Origin of the sequence: Clostridium sp. NSJ-49 (assembly GCF_014287725.1) — a bacterium.
In the GTDB taxonomy this organism is placed as follows: domain Bacteria; phylum Bacillota; class Clostridia; order Clostridiales; family Clostridiaceae; genus Clostridium; species Clostridium disporicum_B.
In genome coordinates this window covers 52,471-69,956 of the sequence record NZ_JACOOP010000015.1, presented here as the reverse complement: position 1 = coordinate 69,956, position 17,486 = coordinate 52,471, and the positions used below count along the sequence as shown (strand labels likewise).

15 protein-coding genes are annotated in these 17,486 nt (G+C 28.7%); 1 reads left to right on the top strand and 14 read right to left on the bottom strand.

Annotation, left to right across the window (positions count from 1 at the left end; genetic code table 11):
- Nucleotides 1-213: 213 nt before the first annotated feature.
- The 7 genes from H8S10_RS07525 to H8S10_RS07495 all read right to left on the bottom strand — a co-directional run bounded on the left by H8S10_RS07525 (nt 214) and on the right by H8S10_RS07495 (nt 8,531).
- Nucleotides 214-465, bottom strand: a complete 252-nt coding sequence (locus tag H8S10_RS07525; RefSeq protein WP_186838463.1) for a DUF1653 domain-containing protein — start codon at nt 463-465, stop codon at nt 214-216.
- A 192-nt stretch (nt 466-657) separates the two neighbouring features.
- Entirely contained in the window at nt 658-1,878 is a 1,221-nt protein-coding gene (locus H8S10_RS07520; RefSeq protein WP_186838459.1) for a hypothetical protein, read from the bottom strand.
- The gene (locus H8S10_RS07515; protein WP_186838458.1) at nt 1,875-3,203 is read right to left on the bottom strand and encodes an HlyD family efflux transporter periplasmic adaptor subunit; all 1,329 of its coding nucleotides are present in this window, start codon (nt 3,201-3,203) and stop codon (nt 1,875-1,877) included. Before H8S10_RS07515 ends, H8S10_RS07520 begins: the two co-directional genes overlap by 4 nt.
- Before the next feature lie 12 nt (nt 3,204-3,215).
- Nucleotides 3,216-4,055, bottom strand: a complete 840-nt coding sequence (locus tag H8S10_RS07510) for a carbohydrate ABC transporter permease (RefSeq protein WP_055266411.1) — start codon at nt 4,053-4,055, stop codon at nt 3,216-3,218.
- A 16-nt stretch (nt 4,056-4,071) separates the two neighbouring features.
- Nucleotides 4,072-4,929 (bottom strand): sugar ABC transporter permease, encoded by an 858-nt coding sequence (locus H8S10_RS07505; protein WP_186838457.1) that lies wholly within the window; start codon nt 4,927-4,929, stop codon nt 4,072-4,074.
- Nucleotide 4,930: 1 nt separating this feature from the next.
- On the bottom strand, nt 4,931-7,414 hold the full coding sequence (locus H8S10_RS07500) for an extracellular solute-binding protein (protein WP_186838456.1): 2,484 nt from the start codon (nt 7,412-7,414) through the stop codon (nt 4,931-4,933).
- 310 nt (nt 7,415-7,724) lie between these two features.
- On the bottom strand, nt 7,725-8,531 hold the full coding sequence (locus H8S10_RS07495) for a cation transporter (protein ID WP_186838455.1): 807 nt from the start codon (nt 8,529-8,531) through the stop codon (nt 7,725-7,727).
- 447 nt (nt 8,532-8,978) lie between these two features.
- Between H8S10_RS07495 and pflB the strand changes: the two genes are divergently transcribed.
- Entirely contained in the window at nt 8,979-11,210 is a 2,232-nt protein-coding gene (pflB, locus tag H8S10_RS07490) for a formate C-acetyltransferase (protein ID WP_186838454.1), read from the top strand.
- 43 nt (nt 11,211-11,253) lie between these two features.
- Here pflB and H8S10_RS07485 read toward each other — a convergent pair whose 3' ends face one another.
- The 7 genes from H8S10_RS07485 to H8S10_RS07455 form a co-directional block, all read right to left on the bottom strand.
- Nucleotides 11,254-12,192, bottom strand: coding sequence for a hypothetical protein (locus H8S10_RS07485; protein ID WP_055266401.1), 939 nt, complete (start codon nt 12,190-12,192; stop codon nt 11,254-11,256).
- Nucleotides 12,193-12,231: 39 nt separating this feature from the next.
- On the bottom strand, nt 12,232-13,410 hold the full coding sequence (locus H8S10_RS07480; protein ID WP_055266399.1) for a glycosyltransferase family 2 protein: 1,179 nt from the start codon (nt 13,408-13,410) through the stop codon (nt 12,232-12,234).
- Nucleotides 13,411-13,437: 27 nt separating this feature from the next.
- Nucleotides 13,438-14,355 (bottom strand): putative nucleotide-diphospho-sugar transferase, encoded by a 918-nt coding sequence (locus H8S10_RS07475; RefSeq protein WP_186838453.1) that lies wholly within the window; start codon nt 14,353-14,355, stop codon nt 13,438-13,440.
- A 2-nt stretch (nt 14,356-14,357) separates the two neighbouring features.
- The gene (locus H8S10_RS07470; protein ID WP_055266395.1) at nt 14,358-15,344 is read right to left on the bottom strand and encodes a GDP-mannose 4,6-dehydratase; all 987 of its coding nucleotides are present in this window, start codon (nt 15,342-15,344) and stop codon (nt 14,358-14,360) included.
- Nucleotides 15,338-16,102: a glucose-1-phosphate cytidylyltransferase gene (locus tag H8S10_RS07465; protein WP_055266393.1), complete on the bottom strand. Its 765-nt coding sequence runs from the start codon at nt 16,100-16,102 to the stop codon at nt 15,338-15,340. Before H8S10_RS07465 ends, H8S10_RS07470 begins: the two co-directional genes overlap by 7 nt.
- A gap of 21 nt (nt 16,103-16,123) precedes the next feature.
- Nucleotides 16,124-16,351: a hypothetical protein gene (locus tag H8S10_RS07460; protein WP_055266391.1), complete on the bottom strand. Its 228-nt coding sequence runs from the start codon at nt 16,349-16,351 to the stop codon at nt 16,124-16,126.
- A gap of 170 nt (nt 16,352-16,521) precedes the next feature.
- Entirely contained in the window at nt 16,522-17,397 is an 876-nt protein-coding gene (locus H8S10_RS07455; protein ID WP_207731851.1) for a DegV family protein, read from the bottom strand.
- Nucleotides 17,398-17,486: the final 89 nt, after the last annotated feature.

Below are 17,486 nucleotides of genomic sequence, written 5' to 3'. Positions count from 1 at the left end.
ATCAATTTTATTGTAGGTTTGTTTACCATACAATAAAAAATTCAAACTTATATAATTTTCAAAGAGCGAGCAATTCTATGAAAAATCAAGCTATTTTTTCATATCAACTTAACAGATTCATATTTAATATAAAAATAAATGGATACATCTCTCTTAAAATATATCCACTTATCTTAAATTGAATCAGTAATTTCTTTTATAATATATATTTTATTATTTTACACTTTTTACTTCAAATTCTTGAAATCTATATATTTGTCCAGTTGGATTAACTTTACCCTCTGGAACTTCTTCTACAAACATATCATAAGGTCTTACAAATAAGCCGCACTCCCCATATAATGCTCTATATAGCACCATATTTTCTTGTGTTTCTGAATGCTTTACAAAATCTTCAACTAAATATAAATCTCCTTTAAAATGTCTAAATATTTTACCTCTAGAATTAGTTATGTCTCGCATTATTTTCTCCTTTATATATCATAAATCTTATAAATTTATATTTTATCTTAATTAACAAATATATACAAGTAAGAGTTTATGACAACTTATAAACTTATATTAGTAAATAGTAAATGACAAGCTCAAATTAACACTATAGTTAACTTAATACTTGTCATTTTACTCTCTTAATAAACATGAATATTTATTACAGTTTTAATTCGTAACTGTTTCTTTTATTCTTATTTCTTGGATTATTTCATTTTCTTCATATTTAAAATACTTTTCATGAACATCCATGAAGTAATTTCCACAAAGATATAAAGGATATACTACCCATAACATTGTTATATTGACATCAAAGCTGAATTTAGACCATATAGTAAGAACCGCTATAAATGTACATAATACACTTGCTGATACTATATAAATTAATTCTTTTATATCTTTTATCTTATTGACCTTTAAATTAATTACAAATAATATTACTGTTAAAATTGAATACAATCCGCTCATAATCAAATTTTCTATATTATAAATATCTATTCCATACTTCTTCATATAAAGTACATATTGTAACTTCTCTATATTTTCTTTCCACATCTTACTCCAAAAATCAAAATCTGACCATTTGTTAGGAATCATATCTAGCGGAATAGAAATATTTAATTTTGTAACTTTAAAGAATATAAATATACTTATTATTGCCATGGAAATATATATTATCTTTAACACCGGTTTTCTCTTAGCCTTGAAAAAATGTGTTATAACTTTAATTAATACTAAAACTAAAGCTATTATAGGAAATACCATTGCAAATACCTTCGCAAAATTATGATATATACCACCACTTATTGCCATCTCTTGAATTCCAAACTGCGTCTTAAACTCTTCTATTTTATTTAATGTCATATCAGTTCCATCAATAGTTAACCCATCTAAAACATCTCTATCATCATCCAATAATTGAACAATAATATTAGATTTTGTACTATCATGAATACCTCGTACTATTAATTTTCTCTCTCCATAAGTTATTTCCTTACCACTAGAATGTGTACTTCCAAAAAGTTTATAAGATGTTTCTGTATCTATTAAACAACCATCTTTATCATCTTGAAATAATAGTGCTCCATCAAATAATAAGGACGAGTTTCCCCTTATAGCTAATACCTTAAGATCACTTGCAGTTCTATTCAAGTCTGTATTAGTAGCTGATTGTAATGATTTTTCAGTCCAACCAACTACAGATATATCACTTTTACTTTCTTCAATATTTTTTACTATATCTGCATTAATATTTCCATTTTCAAAATAAAAGTTTATTGTATCATTATCTCTTTCAATATTATTTGCATATCCTAAAGTAATTCCCCAGCACATAACTAAAGCAAAAATAAGGATTACCTTAATTATATGCTTTACTTGCCTTATCATTCAGTCTCCAGGCGAACTCTATCGCCATCTTCAACAGTTTTATTACTACTTATTATTACTTGTTCTCCTCTTGAGAATGTACCTTCTTTTAAAGCTGCAAATTCGTTATCTTTCTTTTCAATTTGAACTTCATACTTTTTTGCTATCTTTTCAGTACCAAGTACTGTTTCTTTTTCACTTACAGCTAAGACATAATAACTATTATTATCTCCTTGTCTTAATGCTGCTAAAGGAACACATGTAGAGTACTTTTTAGATTGACTTGAAATGATTATTTCTCCCATATCATCTATTTCACCTGTACCTGCTGGTAAAACAACTGTTACATTTAAATAATCTGGACTTTCCTCACTCTTTGAAATTGCTTCTATTGTTAGATTTTCAACGTAATTTCCACTATTTAATTTAAGAGCTACAGTTTGTCCTTGTTTTACTAAAGTTCTCTTGCTAGATTCTATTTGTCCAACAAACTTATATCCACTTTCTTTATCTGCTATTGAGATTATAGCATCAGATGTAACTCCACCATTTTGAGCAAATACACTTGTAACAATTCCTTCTTTTGGAGATGTTACTTTTCCATTAGCATCTAATAGTGGTTGTATTTTTTCTAATTCTGCGTAATAGTCATCTAATTTTAATGAATCCTTAACATCTTGTAGGTTACGATCTAAATCTAATGTGTCATTAGCGTCTTCTACTGCTGATGAATACATTGCCTTCTTGCTTTCATAATCAGCCTTTAAACTCTCTTCTACTGCTGGATCTCTTACCGGTCCTTCTTCATTAACTCCATCTCCTGATGCCTCTGGAAGTTGTCTGTATTCATCTAATTCTTTCTTTGCTTTATTCATCTCTTCTAAAGCCTTTGCTACATTACTATTTTTAGAAGATATAGCTCTATTGTAATCTTCCTTAGCTCTAGCTAAAGTTTTTTCATCTCTAGAAATATTTTCGTTTATATCATCTATCTTTTTTTGTAAATCTTCAGTATCCAATTCAACTAAAACATCACCTGCTTTAATTAACGCTCCAACACTTACATTTACATATTCGATTTTTAATCCTTCAATTGTAGATATTTTTTCTTCTCTATTTTTAACTACTCTTCCAGAAGCCTTAACTTCATCAACCATTGTTTTTACCTTTGGCTTTTCTGTTTTGATAACAGGAATTGTTAAAGAATCTGCAAATCTTGATAACATAGTACATCCTATCATAATTAATAAAAATGCACCTAAGTACTTAACTGCTTTCTTCTGTATCGTATCTTTTCCTTTTTTAACATATTCGAAATTTATAATCTTCTTTATTTTTTGTTTCATACTCATAACTCATCATTCCTTTACTGCTGATGCTGCAATACCTTGCTCTAAATAACTTTGACCTGCAAAGAATACTATTATAGCTGCTATTAATGTAACAGCTGATGCCGTAAATGCTATATCTGCATTTTCTAATGTTATATTAGGCAGATAAATTGATAACGGCCATAAACTCTTATCTTTTAAGAATGTTAATGGTTGTTCTATTAAATTCCAAAGTTCTAAGAATTGTAAGATTACTGCCGACATTATTCCTGGCATACCTAACGGAATTCCTATTTTAAAAAATATCTTTAATTCACTTGCCCCATCTATTCTCGCTGACTCAATAATAGCCTCAGGTATATTACAGAAAAATCTATACATTATAAAAACTGAGAACGTTGAAAAAATAGCAGGTAATATAATACTCCAGTGAGTATCTAATAATTTAAAAGAATCTAAAACTAAGTAACTTGATAGCATAGTAACTTGAAATGGCATTAACATTACTACTATGTATAAAGTAAATAATATTTTCTTAAATCTAAAGTTGTATCTTGCAAATCCCCAAGCTGCCGCTATTCCTACAATAAGTTGTCCAGCAATTGATAAAAACACTATCTTTACTGAATTCCAGAACATCACGAAAAATTGTGGTGTATCTAATAATAGCTCAACATAAGACCTTATAGTTGGATATTTCGGTAATAACCCCCAACTAACAAAGTCTTTTCCCTTGCCCAGCACTGGAGCAAGGTGTCCTGTTAACTCTGCTTTCCCCATGAAAGACCCTGCTATTAAAAAGATAACTGGAAAACACATAAATAAAGATAATATAACTAATATAAGAAATATAATTTTTCTTTTCATTTTAGCAATCTCCTCTCTAATCTTGATTTTCCCATGCCCTCTGTAAAAGCATAATTAATCCAAAGATTATTACTGCCATTACTACAGAGGCTGCAGCCATCTTTCCAAATGACATCTCTCTAAACCAGTTATTAAATAAATGTTGTAATAAATACATACTCTTATCTGGATAATCTCCAGCTACTAAATAAGCCTCTCTAAATACTTTAAAAGAGTTAAGTAAAGATAAAACAGCTATTGTATATAATGTAGGTTTTAAGCAAGGTAATGTTATCTTAGTAAAACATTTCAAGTCTCCTGCTCCATCAACCTTTGCTGATTCATAAATTTCCTTTGATATCGCATTTAGTCCTGCTAACCATAATATTATTGTATATCCGAGATTCTTCCATATATAACTAAATACTAATACCCAAAAAGCATATCTAGTACTCATCCAATCTTGGCCTACAATATTAAAATTATTTAATACTCCGCTCAATACTCCTTGCTCATGAAATACTATATTCCATATAAGTACAACTGAAGCTATTGGAACAGCCATAGGTATTAAAAAAGCAGTTCTTAAAATTTGAGATGCTTGTACAAATTTATTTAAGAATACTGCTATAGCTAATGATATTGCTAGTAATAAAGGTATACATACTAACACAAACTTTATTGTATTCTGTGATGCTAGCTTAAATGCAGCATTTGAAAATATATCATAATAATTTTCAAGCCCAGAAAATTCTCTTGAAATTGCACTTTGAAAAGATCTAATAAATACATCTAAGAAGGGAAGCAACGTAAACGCTGCTACCCCTATTAGACTTGGTAAAATAAAATATAATGGTGCTTTATTTATCTTCTTCTTTCTTTTTACCTTTTCCATATTACTCCGCCAAATATAAATCTAAATTATCTACTATTGTATTAATAGCATCATCTAAACTACTATTTCCTAAAGCGTATGCTTCGAATTGTTTAGCTACTTCAGTTAATAATACTCTATTAACTGTTCCAGCTACAGTTAAGCTTTCTATTTCACCTATTAATCTATTAACATCTTCTTCATTTGGCATGTATTGTTTAACTTCATGCATAGTTCCATCTTCATCTTGCCATCCCATTGATCCTGAGAAGTAATGTTGAGTCTCTTCATCAAATTCTGGTTGCCACTCTTCGTCTATTGCAAATTCTTTTTTCAAACTTTCCTTATTTACTGTTATTCCTTGTCCATAATATCTTGTTTGAGATTTTTCATTAAATAATTCTTTAATAAATTCTTTTGCTTCCTCTTTATTTTTAGCTTTAGAATTTACTCCTAAAAGATCAATAGGCATAAATACTTTTTCATCGCCTCTTGTTAACATCTTATAATCTAAATCTTTATTATTTATTAATGCAGTAATTAAAGATTGATATCCCCATGATGAATCTAATCCACCATAAATTAATGAACCAGCATTATTTCCATCCATTAATAATGAATCTGCATAAACCGAAGGCATTAAGTAATCATTAATTTCGTATACGCTCCAAATTCCTTCGTTAGGGTCTACAAAATCTTCTCCATCGCCTTCTTCAAAGTCTTCATCTTCAATAATTTCCTCTTTATCAGGAATTTGTTCACCTTGGAATTTATCATTCCATATCGCTTCCATCTTTTCATAATATCTCTTCATATTTTCATCAACAACAGTATATAATTCCTTAGATTTTTCAAAGAAATTATTTAATGCATCAACATTTATAGTTTTATCGCTATTTAACCAATCATTTCCATATAAATAATATAATGAATAAACTAAAGTCTTAGGAGAATAGTAATCATTAAATATTCTCTTATCAGGATTTTCTTTTCCTAACTTTTTAGCTAATTCTACAAATGAATCTAAATCTGAAACTGATTCTATAACATCTTTGTTTCCAACTAACATTGGGAACTTAATTTTAGTTGGGAATTGATATATATTTCCATCAACAGTATACGCATCTGCTATGTTTTTAAATAATAAATCTTGATTTGTATATTCTGATATAACATCGCTTATATCTTCTAAAAGCCCTTTTTCTATATAAGACTCTACTGGTAGCCCATCTAGTAATATAACATCTGGACCATTTCCAGCAGCAATTTCAGTATTTAAAGTTTTAAGTGCATCTGATTCAGTAATTCCTTCTTCTCCCCAAGACATACCAATTTCATATTTAACATAAGTATCTGGATTCGCTTTTGCATAAGAAGAAACAGCTTGTCTCACTTGATCATTTTCTAACAATGAATATACTCTTAATTGTTTATCAGGAACAGATGGAATATTGGCATCATATGCAAAATTAATAATAGCTGTTCCTCCATTGCTCCAATCATTAAATACAGTTAAAAATTCATTATTATCCTTTTCAACAAAAGACATTAAATGCATTTCTGTATCACCAAAAGAACTTAATGCTCCATCTATAAGTTGTTTAGTCTTCTTTTCTGATAAATCATATTCATATAAACCTAATGTAGTATAGTAATATAATTTAGTTTTACTTCCTGAGTCTATAAATGTTGGATAATACTGAACAGTATCTCCTAAAACTTCTTTTTCTAACTCCTCTAAGTTACCCTTTTCATCTCCAGTGTTAATATCAAATTCTACTATAGTTGAAAATCCATATATGATAAGCGAATCTCCTACTATTGAATAATCATTAAAATAATCTTCAAAGAAATACTCATTTTTTACTTCAAAAGTAGTTCCATCTAATTGAACTACTGAATCACCCTTACCAGTTGAATAGAATATATCTCCATTTGAAGCTGCTTTAAATTGTGGTTGTCCATACCACATTCCATCTTCTGCTTCTTCTTGTTCTATTTCTATTTCTTGAAAAGTTCCATCTTGATTTACTATAGCATATTTATATTCTGGTTCTTTCCATTCTTCTTTATCTAGTATTTCTGTACTTTCATCTTCAGCAATATTACCATTTTCATCAACTTCTGGTTCTACCCATGGTTCCATAAAGTAATATCCTATAAGTATTCTTCCGTCACTTAATACAGTAGAATTCATAATTGAAGTTTCCATACCATCTTGTTTTGGTAAATCTATAATAGTTTCACTCCAAGTTTGTCCACCATCCTCTGAAATAAAACTGGATAATCTTACTTCAGTATCATAAGTTTGGCCTACCATTGCAATTCTACCGTCATCTAGTTTAGTCATGTTTTGAATATATGAATCTGTTGGAGATTCATATCTTTCTTCAATATATCTCCCCATAGTAGACTTTTTAGTACCTCCACCAGAACAACCGACAGCAGATACCATCAAAGCAAGAGACATTGCTATAGAAAATACTCTTTTTAGCTTCTTACTCATAAATTCCTCCATACTTATTATATTTAATATTATATTTTTACTTTTTATCTTATAATATCATTATTTGCTATTATATACCACTTATATTACCTTAAAAATTCATTACAATTTGGTTACAATTTGTTTTCATTTATGTTTATATTCAATATTTTCTCCTATCCTATAATCTGTAATATTTGCAGCATAACTTTTAATTTATAGCTTTACTTATTAGACGATTTAAATTAATAAAATGTTCTCAAAAATATTATTTTTTTGTAATTTTATTAAATACCTATTTATATAAAAAAAAGCCAGCTTTCGCTGACTTTTAAACTATCCACTTCTTATTTGCAGTAAATGAAATATTTAACCACTTATTATATTTAATATGCTTCATAGCATCATTTATTTCTTCTCTTACACTGTCCATTTGGTCTAAGGTCTTTAACTTACTATTTTGATTATAGACAAAATCTATTTCTATTCTAAGTTCTCTACCTATTTTAGAAACTCTAGCAATTGATTCTTCAAATTTATACTCTTCCTCAATTTCTTTTACTAGTACATATATATCATCATTAATTTCATCATCAGCCTTAACAGATATAATCTCTTTAAAACTTTCTATAAAAGTCTTTATAGGTAATCTTAAGAAAATTATTGATACTATTAAAGTCATAGTTGGATCTATATATGGATTTAAGAAACTTAAGGTAGTTTTAGATAAAACTATTGCAACTAAAAACCCAATTAATACTGCTGCACTTAAAGCTGTATCCATAAACCATTGATTACTCTCAGCTTTTATTAATTCAGAAGATAACTTTTTCTCTTTCTTCTTCATATATAAAGTGATTATGCCACAACCAACAACCGAAATAATGGAATAAACTATAGCTAGTCCAAATTCTATGTTGTTGCCTCCATTAAACATTATCTTTACTGCATCTATAAGAGTATATAAACACATTATAAGTATAACTAAAGATTTAATTGAAATAACTAATGGTTCTAAAATATGTTTTCCAAAAGGAAACTTCTCTACATCATTTTTAGACATAAAATTACTTATAAATAAGGATAACATAGATAATAACAAACTGATAAATGAATATAATCCATCGAATATAATCATTTCAGAATCTATCGCTCATCCCCATGCAATACCAAATAGTGCAAAGAATAATGCACCTAAAACGGATAATTTTAATATTTTGTTTTCTATTTTCATTATCTTCACCTACTCCTTAAAATATTTTTGCTTAATATCATAATACTAGAATAAATTCTATATTGTAATGATTAAAATGCTCAAAAAATACTACTAATATATTTAATTTTAAATTCCTCAAATTTTACTTACAGCATAAATGTACTTTAGAAAATATTGTTATATTTTTAACATAAAGCTGAATATTCAGAATATTTCCGATATTGTAAATATATTTATAATTTAATTTCCTATTGAAACATTCTTTATTTGATGATAGAATCATATATGAATTTACTATTAATTAAGAATTATTATTGACATCGTTTTAACAAACTAAATTTATATATAGAAAAATCGGAGGTATAAGCAATGAGACAAGAATGGACAGGCTTTAATAAAGGCCAATGGCAAAAAAGCGTTGACGTAAGAAACTTTATCCAAACTAACTACACTGCTTACGAAGGAGATGACAGTTTCTTAGCTGGTGCAACTGAAGGCACTAAAAAACTTTGGGCAGAAGTTAGTGAACTTTTCAAAAAAGAAAGAGAAAATGGTGGAGTTTTAGATTTAGATACTGAAACTATATCAGGAATAAATGAATATAAAGCTGGTTATATAGATCAAGCTTTCGAAAAAATAGTTGGTGTTCAAACTGACGCTCCATTAAAAAGAGCTGTTATGCCTTATGGTGGTATAAGAATGGCTGAAAGTGCTGCTAAAGCATACGGATATGAAGTTAGCCCAAGAATATCTGAAATATTTAGCAAATATAGAAAAACTCATAACCAAGGTGTTTTCGATGCTTATACTACAGAAATGAGATTAGCTAGAAAATCAGGTGTTATCACTGGTCTTCCAGATGCTTACGGAAGAGGAAGAATCATAGGTGACTATAGAAGAGTTGCTCTATACGGTGTAGACAGATTAATACAAGATAAAGAACAACAAAAATTAAGCTTAGAAGTTAAGACTATAGATGAAGAAGTTATCAGATTAAGAGAAGAATTATCTGACCAAATAGCTGCTTTAAAAGAATTAAAAGGATTAGCTGCAACTTACGGATTTGATATATCAGCTCCAGCTACAAATGCTAAAGAAGCTATCCAATGGTTATACTTTGGATTCTTAGGTGCTATAAAAGACCAAAATGGTGCTGCTATGTCACTTGGTAGAACTTCTACATTCTTAGATATATATATAGAAAGAGACTTAAGAAACGGTGTTATCACTGAAGAAGAAGCTCAAGAATTAATGGACCACTTCGTAATGAAGTTAAGATTAGTTAAGTTCTTAAGAACTCCAGAATACAACGATTTATTCTCAGGAGATCCAACTTGGGTTACTGAATCAATCGGTGGTATGGGATTAGATGGAAGAACTTTAGTTACTAAGAACTCATTCAGAGTACTTAACACACTTTACACTTTAGGGCCATCACCAGAACCAAACTTAACAGTTTTATGGTCAACTAGATTACCTCAAGGATTCAAAGATTTCTGTTCTAAGGTATCTATTGATACATCATCAGTTCAATACGAAAATGATGACTTAATGGCTCCATACTGGGGAGATGACTATGCTATCGCTTGTTGTGTATCTGCAATGAGAGTTGGTAAGCAAATGCAATTCTTCGGTGCTAGAGTTAACTTAGCTAAGACTTTACTTTACGCTATAAACGGTGGTAGAGATGAAAAGTCTGGTGTTCAAGTTGGACCAAAGACTATTCCACTAACTGATGAATACTTAGATTACAATGAAGTAATGGATAGATTTGAAACAATGACAGATTGGTTAGCTAACCTTTATGTTAATACTTTAAATGTTATTCACTACATGCATGATAAATATTCATATGAAAAATTACAAATGGCTTTACATGATAGAGATGTATTCAGAACAATGGCTTGTGGTATAGCTGGACTTTCAGTTTGTGCTGACTCATTATCTGCTATAAAATACGCTAAAGTTAAGCCAATAAGAAATGAAGAAGGAATAGCTGTAGACTTCGAAGTTGAAGGTGACTTCCCTAAATACGGAAATGATGATGATAGAGTTGATGAAATTGCTGCATGGTTAGTTGAGTCTATGATGAACAAAATCAGACAAAACAAAACTTACAGAAATGCTACACATACTCAATCAGTATTAACAATTACATCAAACGTTGTTTACGGTAAGAAGACTGGTACAACTCCATGTGGAAGAAAAGCAGGAGAACCATTTGCACCAGGAGCTAACCCAATGCACGGAAGAGATAACAGTGGTTCTTTAGCATCATTAAACTCTGTTGCTAAGATTCCATATGAACATTCTCAAGACGGTGTTTCTAATACATTCTCAATCATTCCTGATGCTTTAGGAAAGACTGCTGAAGGTAGAATCACTAACTTAGGTGCTATGATGGATGGATACTTCTCTCAAGGAGCTCAACACTTAAACGTAAATGTATTTGATAGAGAAACTCTATTAGATGCTATGGAACACCCAGAAGAATACCCACAATTAACAATCAGAGTATCTGGATACGCTGTTAACTTCATCAAATTAACTAGAGAACAACAATTAGATGTTATAAACAGAACATTCCATAAATCAATGTAATTAAATATGTATTAAAGGAGCTATTATAAAATAGCTCCTTTATCTATATCTTATAATTATGAAGATTAATGATATTTCTCCTATCAACAAATCCTATATTAAACCATGGAAATTCTTTCTTCATACCCTCTATTCCATTTGATAATAATCTTACATATGGGTCATATATATATACCAATATATTCTCGTCATCTATATGATAAAATGAACATAAATCGAATTCTCTAGGTCCTAATATTACTACACTTGAGAAGTGATAAAATATTAATGGTGTTTCATTTATATAAACATTATTATATCTCTTTGAAACTTTATAATTTTTTATATTCCAAAATGCAACATTAGCTCCAATAGAATTGACTACATGTACATTTTTAAATATATCTACCCAATCTTCAACATACCGTTGATCACCAAAGGTTTTATCAACCGTATCATACTCCATAGTACACTTCTTTAAACATCTGTCTCCCCATAATCTTACTGCTACCCTTGCTTCATTATTATTTCTAAATCCTACAAATCCTGTATTATATATTCCACTTAATTCATAATAATGTTTAAATTCTTCTGAATTTCTATGATGAGTTAAGAAAATTGAAGCATTAGGATTTTCATCGAATACATTATCTATATTTGAAAAGAAGAATAAATCCGCATCAACATGTGCATAGTATTTAGCTTTATCATACTGATTCATAATATAATATAAAAATATAGGTTTTAATGTCCAACAATATTCATGAAAAGATCTATTTGATTTAGCTTTTAATAATTCAAAATTATTATCTTCTAAATACTTTATTGGAATTAATATAATATCTTTAAAACCTATCTTGTTTAATATTGCATATACCGACTCATTCATACATAAAATGAATAACTTAAAACTTTTGCAATACTGACGTAAAGAAATATACATAGGTATAGCTTTGAATAAATGTTGCTCTGATAAGATCATACTGAAATGATATTTCTCCAATGTCTTTTCCTCCTTTCTATTAACTATTTACAAACCATACTAAATCCTGTATATATCTCTTATTAATGCTAGCATTGCTTCTGTAAAATATTTAATTCCAAACTTATCTCTTAAATATTTTAATTCCATTATTAATTCTTCTAGGTTTATATAAATATTAGGCATAATACTATATCTATCTTTAACTCCTTCTACAAAGAAGCGTTTTCTGCAAGTTTGAATTAGTTCTAAAAATATCTCTAATAATCTCCTAAACGAAGTAACTGGAAGCATATTATTTATATCAATTACTAATTCGTTAATAGTACTTCCATCAATAGAGGTTACATATGATACACAAACTAATATTACATCTAAGAAATATACATTATTATATTTACTACATATATAATTCACATTATCATGAGCTTCGCTTATTCTTATATTACTTGGATGTTCCTGATGAACATTTAAAATATCTTTATCAAATACAAATTTACTTCCAGATTTATATAGTCGTATACCTAAATCATAATCTTCATACCCATAACCAACTATACTTTCATCAAACATACCAACCTGTATAACTCTACTTCTTTCTACAGAAACGTTATTAGTTATGAAAAATCTCCATGGTAAAGCATAGTCTCTAAAATTATCTCCGTATCTATCTAATATACCTTTTAAAATTTTCATAAAATCTGTATCTAAATTATAAATATAATTTAAATAACTTCTATCTACTATAGATTCACTACTTATTAATGGTTGCTTGTCCATCTTAATATCATCTATATCCATTCCATATATAGGTAATATATCATCTTTATAATTCAAACCAGCTTTCTCTAATTCTTTATAATAAAAAGTATTTATTCGCTTCCATGGAACACCACATACAACTATATTTCCTTCTTCATGGTGCTTTAAATGTCTGGTTATGAAATCTATAGGTGCTAACATATCACTATCGTGAAATATTAATATATCTCCTTCTGCTCTTTTTACCCCTTCATTTCTACCATGTGCAATTCCTTTATTCTCCTTTACTCTTACAAACTTAAGAGGATATTTAGATTCAAACTCCTTTAACATCTCTATTGTGTTATCATTAGATCCGTTATCAACTACAACTACTTCAAAAGTATCATAGTCACAATCTTGATTATTTAAAGTTATTAAATTATAATATAACCTTTCTCTCGAGTTGTAAGATGGAATTATGACGCTCACTCTCATAAAATCTATCTCCTTATACCTTATTAGTTAATTATCTTCAACTTCAGCTACTGTTTTATACTCTATAAATGTCGGATCAATCTTTTCAACTTCATCAATAAGATTAGTTAATAGCTTTCTATATATTTCATATATAAAAGGTTGATTTATTCTATCTTCTTCGTGAATTTGTCTTATATCATTCTTATTAACTATTCTAAAACCACTAAAGTGATAGAAAATCAATTTATCATTATTTACCATTATATTGCTATCTCTAACACTAAATCTATATTTCGGATAATTCCAATGTCCAATATTTATACCTGGTGTTGTAATCTCTTCAACATCTTTAAATAAGAATGGCATATCCTCAAGATATTTCTGGTCCCCAAACTTATTATCTTCCGGATTTGCCGTGCAACTTTCAATACACTTCTTATCCCACCACTTTACACACTCTATGCCATTTATATCGTTTTTAAAACTAATAAATCCTGAGTTATACTTACCAGTAAGATACTGCATATATTGATTAAATTCCTTAGAATACATAGGCAAAAATATTTCTCCACTTGATAGTAATACAGATGCCTCAGGCTGATTCTCAAAAATTATTCTAACGTCTTGTAAAAAGAATAGGTCTGAATCTATATAAGTCACCCTTTCTATAGAGTTATCCATCTCAAAAATATATCTTATAAACCCTGGTTTTAATGTCCAACAATATTGATTCAATAATCTCTTATCCTCTAAATCTATTAAATCAGCTCTATTTAGTTGAGATATTGTAAATAATCTTAGTCTATCAAAATTAACTTTCTTTAAGAATTCATAACATTTATTATCTACACAAAGAACATATATTACGAAATCATCCAGTGTTTCATATAAAGATAAAAAGCAAGCAATACCTTGAATTAACCTTGTCTTAGAAACAACAGCACAAAAAACACTCTTTTTCATACCTATTTATCTCCTAAAAACTCTTTATACCACTTTACTGTTTTTGCTAATCCATCCTCTATTGTATACTTTGGATTCCATCCTAATATATCTCTAGCTTTCTTTGCAGATAAATATTGATGTTTTATTTCATTACTTCCTATATTTAATATTATAGGTTTTAATTCACTACCCATAATATTTAATATTTTGTCTACTAATTCTAAAACTGTTAATTGAATTTCATTACTAAAATTAAATGCTTGTCCTCCTAAATTTTGCTCCTCAATTTTTTCTGCTAAAGTAATATATGCTTCTACTGCATCTTCAACATAAAAATAATCTCTGATAAAGGTACCATCACTTCTAATTATTGGTGCTTCTCCTTTTAATATTGATTTAATACTTTGGGGAATAATTCTATTAAAATTTAAATCTCCTCCACCATATAAATTTCCACATCTAGTTATACAAACTGGTAGCTTATAGGTTTCATAATAACTTTGAGCAATTAAATCTGCACAACTCTTTGAAACATCGTAAGGATGTTTTCCTTGTAAAGGCATACTTTCATCATATGGAAGCTTCTCTTGATCTCCATAAGCTTTGTCGCTAGATGCCACTACCACTCTTCTAATTAATGGACTTCTCCTGGATGCTTCAAGTATATTCCATGTTCCTTGAATATTAGAAATAAATGTTCCTAATGGATTCCTATTTGCAACGCCTACAATTGCTTGAGCTGCTAAATGAAAAACTGTATCTATCTCATATTCTCCTAATATTCTTTCTATTAAATAATAATCTTCTAAACTTCCTCGTACTACATTTATGGATTTATATTCATCACCACTATAAAGATTAGATTTTGGTATATCATCTCTTACCAATAAGGTTACATTAGCACCATAATCAACAAGAGCCTTAGTTAAATAGCTACCTAAAAATCCTGTTCCACCAGTTATAAAAATATTTTTATCTTTCCAAAACTTATCATTTGTACCTACCATATTTTCCACAATCTCCTTCCCTCATTCCACATTATATTTACATTATTAATATCACTTAAAGTATCCATTGCAGTCCAAAAACCATTATGCATATAAACTGCTAACTGATTATCTGCAACTAACTTTTTCAATGGACTTTGCTCTAAAACACATGTTGAATCATTTTCTAAATAATTAAATATTTCTGGTTCGAATACAAAAAATCCACCATTTATTATTTCTTCTGTATTTTTCTTTTCCTCAAATGATTTAGCTACTCCATCTCCTACTGTTAAAATGCCATATTGACTCTTTTTATATATTCCAGTTACAGTTGCTATCCTTCCTTGCTTCTTATGAAATTTTAATAATTCCTCTATATCTATATCAGCTAAGCCATCTCCATAAGTTAACATGAATGTTTCGTTTCCAATATATTCTTTAGCTCTTTTTATTCTTCCTCCAGTCATTGTATCAATACCTGTATCAACGAAAGTTATCTTAAAGTCTTCAGGATCTGAATACACTTTTATATCTCCACTATTCATATCTAACTTAAAACTATTAGTTTTCCAGTAGTAATCCATAAAATATTCCTTTATTTTTTCCCCTTTATATCCTAATAACAAAATGAAATCATTAAATTTATAATACTGATACATTTTCATTATATGCCACAATATTGGCATACCCCCAACCTCACATAGAGGTTTAGGGGTATCCACTGTTAATTGACTCATTCTAATTCCCTTTCCACCTGCAAGTATAACAACTTTCATCTTTAGTCACTCCCTTTTTTACTATAGTTTATATTTTTCAAAATTAATTAATGATTTAGCATCTAAATATCCACAATGATCAATTTCTTCATATAGAATAATAACTATTAACACACTCCATATTAATCCACGCGTCTCACAAAAAGTCGTTTCAGAATTTATACTAATAACACGCTTATCTTTAATAAAATTATTTATTCTATCTTCTAATTCTCTAAAATTTTTCCCATTAAATATTTTTACTTTCACTATTTTAGATTCCTTTAGCCAAATTTTTTATACTACATATTATTCCTAACTATAAATTATGTTCCATTAATTTCCCATATTTATCACATCTCATTTTGTAGCAAATAAATTTATAAATAAAAACAGTATTAACTATTTAATAAGCTAATACTGTTTTTGTTTGTAATTTTTTACCATTGATTATAAAAGTCAAATTTTTTGTTAAAGAAAATCACTCCTACTCCACCTATTCCCAAGTGAGTTCCTAATACACAACCTATTTTAGTAATTACACATTTAGTATCTTCTCCAAATCTTTCTTTTATAGCTTTAACAACCGCTTCTGCAGCTTCTTCATCATCAGCATGCCCTATTCCAATAACCTGGTCAGTAAACCCATCTATCCTTTCTTCAACTATATCTAAAAGAGTATTTATAGATTTTTTCTTCCCTCTAACCTTTTTAATAACTTCCAGATAACCATTGTTTACATCTAACATAGGTTTTAAATCAAGCATTGTCCCTAGAGCAGCCTGAACCTTGTTAATTCTGCCACCTTTCATAAGCCAGTTTAAATCTTCTAATATAAATACATGCTCGATATGATTAGTCATTTCATAAATATAGTTGATAATATTCTCAAAGCTTTCTTTATTTTCAATAAGCTTTATTACCTGCATAGCTATTACTCCTATGCCTATGGCCCCAGCCTTTGTATCTATAACTTCTATTTTTCTTTCTGGATATCTTTCCTTAAATTCTTTTGAAATATTCTTTGCTAAATCACAAGTTCCAGATAAAACAGATGAAAACGCTAAATATATAAAATCATTACCTTCCTCACAATGTCTATCAAATGTTTCATAAATTGCTGCCGGCGATACTTGAGATGTTTTAGGTAAAATACCATTTCTCATTTCTTCATAAACCTGGTCTATCGTTATAGTTACTCTATCTAAATACTCTTTATCATTAATCATTACTCTAAGTGGTAATATATCTATGTCATATTTATCATACATTTCTTCTGGCAAATCGCAAATACTATCAACAATTAACTTAATCATATTTTTCTCCTTAAATTTAACATATCATATATAATTTTTTCCAATACAACAAGTAATATATACCTATTTTCTATTAATATAAATATTTA